Here is a 9,125-nt window from a genome sequence, read left to right as displayed (position 1 = left end):
TGAAGGGCGATACCGGCGCAACCGGTTTGCCGGGTGCGAAAGGCGATACCGGCGCGGCCGGCCCGGAAGGCGTCGCCGGAGCGCAGGGTCCGCAAGGACTCGCCGGACCGCAGGGTCTGAAGGGCAATACCGGCGCAACCGGTGTGCCGGGTGCGAAAGGTGATACGGGCGCGACTGGCCCGCAAGGTCCGGAAGGCGTCGCCGGACCGCAGGGTCCGCAAGGACTCGCCGGACCGCAAGGTCTGAAGGGCGATACCGGCGATACCGGCGCGACTGGCGATATCGGCGCGATGGGCCCGCAAGGTCCGGCAGGCGTCGCCGGGGCGCAGGGACCGCAAGGGCTCGCCGGGCCGCAAGGTACGAAGGGCGATACCGGTGCCGCTGGCCCGCAAGGCCCCAAAGGCGATGCAGGCCCACGCGGTGTCGCCGGCCCCGTCGGTCCCGCCGGGCCTGCTACTAGCGGTACCGGCCCGGCTTATAGCCCGCGGCGCATTGCCACGCTCAATTGGGGTGTGACCACCACAGTTCGGTTTGCCGTGGGTGCAAATCCTATCGGCGTTGCCTTTGACGGCGCCAATATGTGGGTGGCCAACTACGGTGACAATACGGTTGCCAAACTTGATGCCGCCACCGGGGCGCTGATGGGGGCTTACCCGGGGGGCAGCACCCCAAGCGGCATCGCCTGTGATGGCGCTAATGTCTGGGTGACCAATGCAGAGATCGGCTTTGTTACCAAGCTCAGTGCGGCCAACGGTGCCCTGCTGGGGTCTTACTCGGCGGGCGTTTACCCGACCGGCATTGCCTTTGATGGCGCCAATGTGTGGGTGGCCGATGGTGCGGGCAGCACGGTGGCCAAGCTCAATGCCGAGTCGGGCGACTTGATAGGCAATTACCCGGTGGGCAATGCGCCCAACGGGATTGCCTTCGATGGCGCCAATATTTGGGTGACTAATCAAAACAGCGGAAGCGTGACCAAGCTTGATGCCGGCACGGGAGATCTGCTGGGGACCTACGCAGTTGGCTCAATGCCATCCTCGATTGCCTTCGATGGTGCCAATATGTGGGTGGCCAATTACGGCGACGGCACGGTTTCCAAGCTTGACGCCGCGGGCACATTGCTGGGGAGTTATCCCACGGGTGCGACCCCATACGGTATCGTCTTCGACGGTTCCTATATCTGGGTGACCGGTGCAATGGAAGGCTCGGTTGTCAAGCTTGATCTGGCCTCTGGCGCGTTGCTCGGGACTTACCCGGTGGGCAATTATCCCTACGGTATCGCATTTGATGGCGCCAATACTTGGGTAACCAGTATGCTCGACGGCACGGTGTCCAAGTTGTAGGCGTAAGCCGGCAGTAGGGTAACGGGGTGGGGGTCGGCTGGATGGTCATCGCCATTTAGCCGGCCCCTCACGTTTTTTCGGGTTGCCAAGCGTGGGTTCGACGCCTTGGCGTGACAACTGTCCGTTCCCGCTTCAGATTCCCCCGGTACAGCCGCTCCAGCGGCTCGGGAACAGGCTCTCGAGGATGCCGGAGCGGTGCAGCACCGCGACCCCCAAGACCTGGCCGCGATAGCTCACCACGACCTGCCCCGGCGGGTTGGCGGCGGCCTGCTGCACCGTGGGCTCGAACTGCTCCCGGCGCAGATAGCGGTCGCGCTGCTCCTGGGTCAGGGCGAGGCTGAAGCGGGTCGCTGCGGGTCCGAAGAGCAGGGCCGCGCTGGTGGTCGGCTTGGGCGGGCGGACATTGGTGCGTTGGAAAAAGAGCCCGCTGCCCTCCGCTCGCGGCACGGCTGGCGGACAGTGGTCCGCAGCCATCAGGTGCAGCCCGCGGCGGGACTGGCGATGGGCGCGCAGGTGTTTGAACCAGTCCGTCGGCAGGCCGTAGTGGTCGGCGAGGTCGGGCAGCCAGTCGGCGCCGTCTGACGGGTCCAAGGTCGCCGTGGTCGGGTCCGGCTCCGCCTGCGCCGCCCCATCCTTGTCCAGCACGGCGATGAAGAATCCGCCGCTGTCGTTGTGGTGCGGCCAGATGCGCAGGCACCCAGCCAGTTCCGTCGGCAGGTCACGCCCGTCCCAGTGGGTGAGACCGGGTGAGCCGACGAGTCCCGGCACCGCGATCGGCACCAGGCGCAACTGTTCCGGGTACTCCGCCAGGATATCGGCCACCGTACACTCGTTCTCCTCCGGGGCGAAGGTGCAGGTCGAATAGACCAGGCGTCCGCCGGGTTTGAGACGCTGCACCGCCTTGCGCAGCAGGGCACGCTGGCGGGGAGGCAGCCGTGTCTGGCTGCCTGGGTCCAGGCGTTCGACCAGCGACGGGGTGCGCCGCAGCGTGCCCTCACTGGAGCAGGGCGCGTCGACCAGGATGCGGTCGAACTGACCCCCGGCGGTCGGCCAGTTGGCACCGTCGGAACAGGTGGTCGAGCAGTTCAGGATGCCGAGCCGGTCCAGGTTCCCTTGCAGCGCCTTGATGCGGGCCGAGGCGATGTCATTGGCGATCAGGGTCCCGCGGTTGTCCAGGCCGAGCGCGATCTGGGCGGTCTTGCCGCCGGGGGCGGCGCACAGATCAAGCACCCGTTGTCCCGGTACCAGGTCAAGCAGATGGGCCGGGAGTTGGGAAACCTCCTCTTGGGCATGGGCCAGCCCGGCGCAATACCACCAGTGCTGGCCGGCGCGGGTCTCAATGGGCAGTTGCAGTGCCCCCGGCAGCCAGGGGATGGTTTGCGCCGCGATTCCTTCCTCCGCCAGCAGTTCCCGCAGGTCCGCCACCGTGATGCGGGTCGGATTGGCCCAGACCACGGGGGCGAGTGGGCGGCATAGGGCCGTGGCGAAGGCGTCCCAGTCGTCGATGATCTCCCGGTAGCGCCGCAGCGGCGAGGCCGCCACCTGGTCCGGGGTGGGGAGCGAGGCGGCGCTGCCGCGGGCGTGGCGTGGGGTCATTGGCGTGGGGGCATCGTGGCTGGGCGCGGGGAACGGCATGAACCGCAAGCATAAGCGCGATGGGCGGCGCGTGCATGGCCGATCCTCAGGCCGTTTCGGGTGCCCATAAACCTTGCCGGTGAATGGACATGAAGGTATCCACCACGGCCGGTTCATATTTCTTCGCGCGGCCTGTCTGTATTTCCTCAATCGCGGCATCCAGCCCTAAGGGTTCGCGATACGGCCGCCTGCTGGTCATGGCGTTCACCACATCGGCCAGCGCGAGAATCTTGGCCCCCAGCAGGATCCGGTCGCCCGTCAGGCCATGGGGGTAGCCGGAGCCGTCCAGGCGCTCGTGGTGTTGCACCACGAGCTCGCTAATCGGCCAGGGGAAGCGGATGTGCTTGAGGATGTCGTAACCGGTTTGGGGGTGGGTCTTGATGAAGGCGAACTCCTCCGTGTCAAGTCGGCCCGGTTTGGTCAGAATTTCGATCGGGATGCGGATATTGCCGACGTCATGTACCACGCCGGCAATCTGCAAACCCTCCAGTTCGTCAGCCGTCAGCGCCAATTGCCTGCCAATCATCACCGCCAGATTGGTCACCCGCCGCTGGTGGCCGGCGGTGAAGGGGTCGCGCGTCTCCACCGTGGCGGCAATCGCGGTGACCGACGCGATCAGTGTGGCGTGTATTTCACGCAACTGAGCCGTTTCCATGTTGAGCACCAGCTCCTGCTCGGCATTCAATCGACGTTGGTGTTCGATCAAGGCGGTGGACTTCTTCTCCACATCATCTTGCAGTTGATTGTTGCGCAGCGCGAGCTGGTCTTGCGCATCGTGCAGCAGCTGATTTCTGAAAATGGCGTGAGAATACGTGGAAAGCAACAGGTTCAGCATCTGCTGCGGGCCAGTGCACACCTCAAATGCCGTGCCGCCGATCGTCGCTTGGAGCGCAATCTTGGTTTCCTCCGTCACCCGACTGGGTCGGCCTAAAGTGGCGCGCACGCGTTCCAGTAACAATGCCGTATCGTAGGGTTTGATCAGGTAATTGTCCGCGCCGACATTCAGTCCATTTGCCAGGTCCTGCACATCACTCATCACGGTCAACAGAATGATCGGAATGGTGCGCAGGTGCTCGTCATCACGAATGCGCCGGCACAACTGGAGGCCGTCCATCACCGGCATGGCGATATCGCTGATGATGAGATCAGGGTGGAGCGTTTGCGCCAACCTCCAACCCTCGGCCCCATCACTCCCAATGCTCACCTGGTAACCCGCTTTGACCAAGCGCTGGTCCAAGACCTTGGCCTGGGTACGGTCGTCTTCAATGATGAGAATATGTGCCATGACGCGCAATGACCTTGCTGTGAAATGGCGCCAGCTCCCCTGTCTGACGCGCCCCCTGATCGCAATGATAGGGCAAAACCGTCGGTGCGGCAAAAGCTTAAACCCATGTGGTATCATCTTACGCTAGGGCGTTGCTCATGACTGCGGCCACCCACCCAGCTTCTTGTGACACCGCTCCAGCGGTGTCACGCATGTGCTGGGCGCTGTGCGCCCCAAGAAACTCACTGGCGGGCTTAGGCGCGCCCCGTCGCTCCCGACCGGTCTGCTGCGGATGCGCCGTACCCACCGGGTGGAAGACGGCCGCACCTGGCTCGCCGCCCAGACCTTTTAGCCCCGGCACGCCTGTTCGAGCCCACGCGTTTTTTTCCTTATGCTTTGGTAAACCTCGCCCCTGAGTACTCCCCCTATGGACCCCATCGCCGACAATCCGGTCATCCAACTCCTGCGTCGCCACCGCTCGGTGCGGCGCTACACCGGTGAGCCGATCCCCGCGGCGATGCTGGAAGCCGTGATTCGCGCCGGCCAGGGGGCCGCCAGTTCGAGCTTCATCCAGGCGTATTCGGTGGTGCGGGTCACGCGGGCGGCGGCGCGCTCGGCCATCGCGCGGGCCGCGGGCAACCAACCCTGGATCGAACAGGCGGCGGAGTTCCTGGTCTTCTGCGCGGATCTCCGGCGGGTCGACGCGGCCTGCCGGCGGTCCGACGCGGGCACGCTGGAGGGCTGGACCGAGCACAGTTTGGCCGCGGTGGTGGATACCGCGCTCATGGCCCAGGGCTGTCTGGTGGCCGCCGAGTCACTGGGGCTCGGTGGGGTCTTTATCGGCGGGTTGCGCAATGACCCAGAGACGGTTGTCGAGCAACTCGCCCTGCCCGAACTGGTGGCCCCACTCTTCGGGCTCTGTCTCGGCTGGCCAGCGGAGGACCCGCAGGTCAAACCTCGGTTGCCGCTCGCGCTCATCCTGCATGAGGACCGCTACCGCGACCCGGCCCCCGCGGCCATGGCCGACTATGACCGAGTCATCGCCGACTATTATGCCGCCCGCGACCGTAACGCCCGCGCCGGTGATTGGACCTCCACCACCGCGCGCGCCATGCAGGGCAAGAAGCGCGAGCACCTGCTGCCCTTTCTGCGGCGGCTGGGGTTCTTTCGGCAGTGACTTCAATGGCAGCCCAAGGTCTCGACCTCGAATCCAACTACGCACCGTTTTTCCCGGCTGAATTCTACGCCGATCAGATGGATGGGCTGACCGGCTGCGCGGTAGGGGTCGGCGTAGCCCTTATCCTTGATTTGCTGTAGCGCTCGACCCTCGGGCTCCAGTTCCACCACCTTGAACTCGAATAGATAGACCTGGCCGTTGAAGCGCAGTGCCAGGTCCAGTCGCCCGGCGCGGCTGGATTCCTTGGGGGTCAGTTCCTGGTGTCGCTTGACACCACCATCTTGGGCTGCTCCGCCCTGAAGTCAGCGCTAAACTTCCGCTCTTGATCATCCTTCGCACTCTTGCCGGAGATACACCCGGTGTCGAACTGCTTGGTCCACTTGTCGTTGAGTTCCTTAGCACGGACGTATGCCTTGCAGGCATCACTGCCCGGCCCTTCCTTCAGGCACCACTCTCCCGCCTTATACTGCGTCTTTAGTATGAGGTTGAAATATGGCATCTCATTCGTGCAGTTAGATCCTGCGTTGCCCCACTCCTTGGCGGACATTCCCTTTTTGCACTCGCTGTCTGCCTGGCAGTCCTCGCTCTTCTGATACTCCTTAACGTCACCGTCAACCTTGCGAATAGTGGCTAACGTTTCGCTTTGCGCGGACAAGACGGCCATATCTTCCTTGCCAAGAGGATCACAGCCTTTGGCATACAAAGCCCGGTCCGCACTGTACTCTTTGACTGCCTCCTTGTAAGCCTCGCAAGCACCACTGTTCAGCTTCGAGCCCAAGCACTAGATTCCCGCCTTGTATTGTGCCGAATATGTGCCCTTTACATATTCAATGTTGCCGTAACACTTTTCCAGGCGAGGCTCGTAGTGTGCTGCGTAGAAGTTGGTAGGCATGAAGGAAGAGAAGTCACCCATCTTCAGTTGGATCATTATGTGTGCCCTAAATCTCTCGCTGTACCATCCATAGATGCCGTACTCGCCTGCACACACATTAGCCCTGTTCGCCATTTCGGCCTCATATGCGCCAACACGTTCAACATCGCTGCACTTGCTCTTGTTTCCTGCCTCGCATGCGATAGCGTAGGAATATTGCAGGTCCAAGATGTCAGTGTACCTCTCCACTATCTCCTCACACTGTGTCCTGCTGTATGGAATCGGCTCGCGAATTCGCTCGGGTGGGCCAGCGCTCTCAGCTCTGGTGGATATGATGGAAATGACTGCTGCGGCAATGATTCTCTTGTCCATGTTACTTGTGACTTGTCACCGTCGTTGTTAGGGATCTGACGATCTTCGGAACGATTATAGAAAGCTTTCCATAATCGCGCTTATGGAAAGCCCCAGATTATGAGAACTATACTGTCTCAGGGCGATAGCAGTCCTCGGATATTTCGAGGATTTTTCAGCTTTCAGCTCTGAAATTGCTTTCCATAATGCTGCCGTCCTTCAGGGCACCAACTGAAGGAGAGCAGCATGCTTACGGCCTACTTCAAGAATCCACAGACGCTGTCTAGGTATCAGGAAGGCCCCGCCGGCCCGGAACTGGAGGAGTTCGCCGCCTGGCTTACACAGCATGGATACCAGCGTTCATGCATACGCCGGCGCGTTCGCGCCGCTCATCGTTTCATCCTGTGGGCCAACAACATCGGGCTGGCCTTGCCACAGCTCGATCGGGAGGCATTGAAGGCCTTCGGCAAACAGCTCCCGCAACGGCACACCAGCGGGGGCTTTGAGTACGTTCTTGACGGCGCTCGCCACTTCCTCGACTTCCTCACGGCCATGGGTCGCCTGGCGAACCCGGAGCCGCCCCCGTCAACAGCGCCGGAGCCGGGGCTGATGATCGCCTTTCGCCGTTGGATGCATGCCCAGCGGGGAACGCGCGATATCACCCTGGACAACTATCGGCTGCCGCTACTCAATCTGCTCCAGACGTTGGGTGATTGCCCAGAGCGCTATGATGCCACAGCCCTGCGCGCCTTTGTTCTCAATCAAGCTAGTCGCCATGGTCCCGGCCACGCCAAACAAGTGGTGACCGCCGTTCGCATGTTCCTGCGGTTTCTGGTCGCCATGGGCCAGTGCGCAGCAGGGTTGGATCAGGCGATTCCCACCATCGCCCACTGGCGCTTGGCGCGTTTGCCAACGTACCTGTCGGACGAGGTAGTGGAACGCCTTATCGCCAGTTGCGATCTGACGACTTCTATCGGCGTACGTGATCGTGCGGTGCTGTTGTTGTTGGCTCGCCTGGGACTGCGTGCCGGGGATGTCGCCGGATTGAAGCTCACCGCGATCGACTGGGAAACAGGGACGCTACTCGTCGCTGGAAAGAATCGACGCGAATGCCGATTACCACTGCCGCAAGACGCTGGCGATGCCACCTTGGCCTATCTGCAAAAGCGGCAGGTGATCAACGATGTGCGTGTCTTTGTCACGGCGTTTGCCCCCATCAAGGGCTTGTCGTACCAAACGGTCGGTCAGATCGTGACCCGCGCGATGCATCGCGTCGGCATCGATGCGCCGAGGTATGGCGCCCATCTGTTACGCCACTCCGCCGCGACCACGATGCTGCGTGAGGGTATGAGCCTGTCGGCCATTGGCGTGGTGCTACGCCATGCCTCAGTCGAAACCAAGGCGATTTATGCCAAGGTCGACGTGCAGCTACTGCGTGACATCGCCGGACCCTGGCCGGAGGTGGCATCATGTTAATGGTAGCGGTCGACTCCTATCTGGCCATGCGGCGCAGCACCGGCTTTCAACTCAAAGCGGCCGAACCTTACCTGCGCAGTTTCGCCGTCTTTGCGACGGCACGCAGCGAGCAGTTTATCACGGCGGCAACGGCAATCGACTGGGCTGCTGCAGACATCTGCGAAGCCCAGCGGCAGTATCGCTTGGGAATCGTGACACGCTTTGCTCAGTTCATGCATGTCGAGGACGCGCGTCATGAGATTCCAGCCGCGGGAATATTCTGTGGCCGCCGACAGCGACCACGCCCCTACATTTTCAGCGATGAAGAAATTCAGCGACTTATCATTCAGGCACGGCGGCTTGGTCCCGTCGGGACATTACGACCCCAGACCTACAGCACCCTGTTCGGACTGCTGGCGGTCACGGGTATGCGCGTTGCCGAAGTCCGTGCGCTGCGGCTGGACGATATCACTCCGGACGGATTGGTGGTGCGTGCGGGGAAGTTTCACAAGAGTCGGTTGATACCCCTGCATGAGACGACCGAGCGGGCATTGGAGCAGTACCTTGACCAGCGCTGCCGCATCGCCGGCTATGATCCGCATCTCTTCGTCTCGCGGCGTGGCGGCGGCCTTTCGCACACCGTCGTGGCCGAGACCTTTCATGAACTGCTGCACGCCGCAGGTATCCCGGCCGACCAACGGGTTCCCGCGCCTCGGCTCATGGATTTGCGCCACAGCTTCGCTGTGAAAGTGCTGCTGGCATGCCCCGAGGAGCGGGACCAGGTCGGCCGACAGACGCTGGCGCTCACCACCTATCTGGGACACGCGAAGGTCGACAGCACCTATTGGTACCTGGAAGCTGTCCCGCAGCTGATGACCGATATTGCCCGTCGCTGCGAAACCTTTATCGACGGGGGTACCCTATCATCTGAAGTTTCCCGCTTTCCGTTACGCCACGAGCGCCATAACCGCGGCGAGCAGCGGATTTTGCGGGGGTTTGCCGGGATCCGCGCAATCGATACCGAAACCCTCG

Annotated in this window: 8 protein-coding genes and 2 pseudogenes; 5 read left to right on the top strand and 5 right to left on the bottom strand. The window is 62.4% G+C overall.

What is annotated here, in order from left to right; translation table 11 throughout:
- Positions 1-1,340, top strand: a pseudogene (locus QZY44_RS04550) (hypothetical protein); the annotation flags it as partial.
- A gap of 132 nt (positions 1,341-1,472) precedes the next feature.
- On the opposite strand, the gene QZY44_RS04545 reads toward QZY44_RS04550, so the two are convergent.
- The gene (locus QZY44_RS04545) at positions 1,473-2,936 is read right to left on the bottom strand and encodes an RsmB/NOP family class I SAM-dependent RNA methyltransferase (RefSeq protein WP_295442846.1); all 1,464 of its coding nucleotides are present in this window, start codon (positions 2,934-2,936) and stop codon (positions 1,473-1,475) included.
- A gap of 85 nt (positions 2,937-3,021) precedes the next feature.
- Positions 3,022-4,260: an HD domain-containing phosphohydrolase gene (locus QZY44_RS04540; RefSeq protein ID WP_295442844.1), complete on the bottom strand. Its 1,239-nt coding sequence runs from the start codon at positions 4,258-4,260 to the stop codon at positions 3,022-3,024.
- Positions 4,261-4,465: 205 nt separating this feature from the next.
- Here QZY44_RS04540 and QZY44_RS04535 point away from each other — a divergent pair, with 205 nt between their 5' ends.
- Together QZY44_RS04535 and nfsA are read left to right on the top strand one after the other, a co-directional pair.
- On the top strand, positions 4,466-4,591 hold the full coding sequence (locus QZY44_RS04535) for a hypothetical protein (RefSeq protein ID WP_295442842.1): 126 nt from the start codon (positions 4,466-4,468) through the stop codon (positions 4,589-4,591).
- A gap of 75 nt (positions 4,592-4,666) precedes the next feature.
- Entirely contained in the window at positions 4,667-5,416 is a 750-nt protein-coding gene (gene nfsA, locus QZY44_RS04530; protein WP_295442839.1) for an oxygen-insensitive NADPH nitroreductase, read from the top strand.
- Positions 5,417-5,418: 2 nt separating this feature from the next.
- On the opposite strand, the pseudogene QZY44_RS04525 reads toward nfsA, so the two are convergent.
- The 3 genes and pseudogenes from QZY44_RS04525 to QZY44_RS04515 all read right to left on the bottom strand — a co-directional run.
- Positions 5,419-5,673, bottom strand: a pseudogene (locus QZY44_RS04525) (PD-(D/E)XK nuclease domain-containing protein); the annotation flags it as partial.
- Complete coding sequence (locus QZY44_RS04520) at positions 5,667-6,194, bottom strand: hypothetical protein (RefSeq protein WP_295442836.1); 528 nt, start codon at positions 6,192-6,194, stop codon at positions 5,667-5,669. The gene QZY44_RS04520 and the pseudogene QZY44_RS04525, both read right to left, overlap by 7 nt.
- A gap of 3 nt (positions 6,195-6,197) precedes the next feature.
- The gene (locus QZY44_RS04515) at positions 6,198-6,659 is read right to left on the bottom strand and encodes a hypothetical protein (RefSeq protein ID WP_295442833.1); all 462 of its coding nucleotides are present in this window, start codon (positions 6,657-6,659) and stop codon (positions 6,198-6,200) included.
- A 225-nt stretch (positions 6,660-6,884) separates the two neighbouring features.
- On the opposite strand from QZY44_RS04515, the gene QZY44_RS04510 reads away from it, so the two are divergent.
- A complete protein-coding gene (locus QZY44_RS04510) occupies positions 6,885-8,114 on the top strand; it encodes a tyrosine-type recombinase/integrase (RefSeq protein ID WP_295442831.1) in 1,230 nt (409 codons plus the stop codon).
- Positions 8,108-9,125: tyrosine-type recombinase/integrase (locus QZY44_RS04505; RefSeq protein WP_295442827.1), on the top strand; the 1,018-nt coding region annotated here is incomplete at its 3' end. The genes QZY44_RS04510 and QZY44_RS04505, both read left to right, overlap by 7 nt.

The organism is uncultured Thiodictyon sp. (assembly GCA_903837595.1).
Taxonomy (GTDB): domain Bacteria; phylum Pseudomonadota; class Gammaproteobacteria; order Chromatiales; family Chromatiaceae; genus Thiodictyon.
This window is presented reverse-complemented; position numbering and strand designations above follow the sequence as displayed.

Excerpts from the sequence above, each read along its gene's own strand:
- QZY44_RS04540 (WP_295442844.1), bottom strand. The coding sequence starts at position 4,260 with ATGGCACATATTCTCATCATTGAAGACGACCGTACCCAGGCCAAGGTC.
- QZY44_RS04515 (WP_295442833.1), bottom strand. The coding sequence starts at position 6,659 with ATGGACAAGAGAATCATTGCCGCAGCAGTCATTTCCATCATATCCACC.
- QZY44_RS04510 (WP_295442831.1), top strand. The coding sequence starts at position 6,885 with ATGCTTACGGCCTACTTCAAGAATCCACAGACGCTGTCTAGGTATCAG.
- nfsA (WP_295442839.1), top strand. The coding sequence starts at position 4,667 with ATGGACCCCATCGCCGACAATCCGGTCATCCAACTCCTGCGTCGCCAC.
- QZY44_RS04545 (WP_295442846.1), bottom strand. The coding sequence starts at position 2,936 with ATGACCCCACGCCACGCCCGCGGCAGCGCCGCCTCGCTCCCCACCCCG.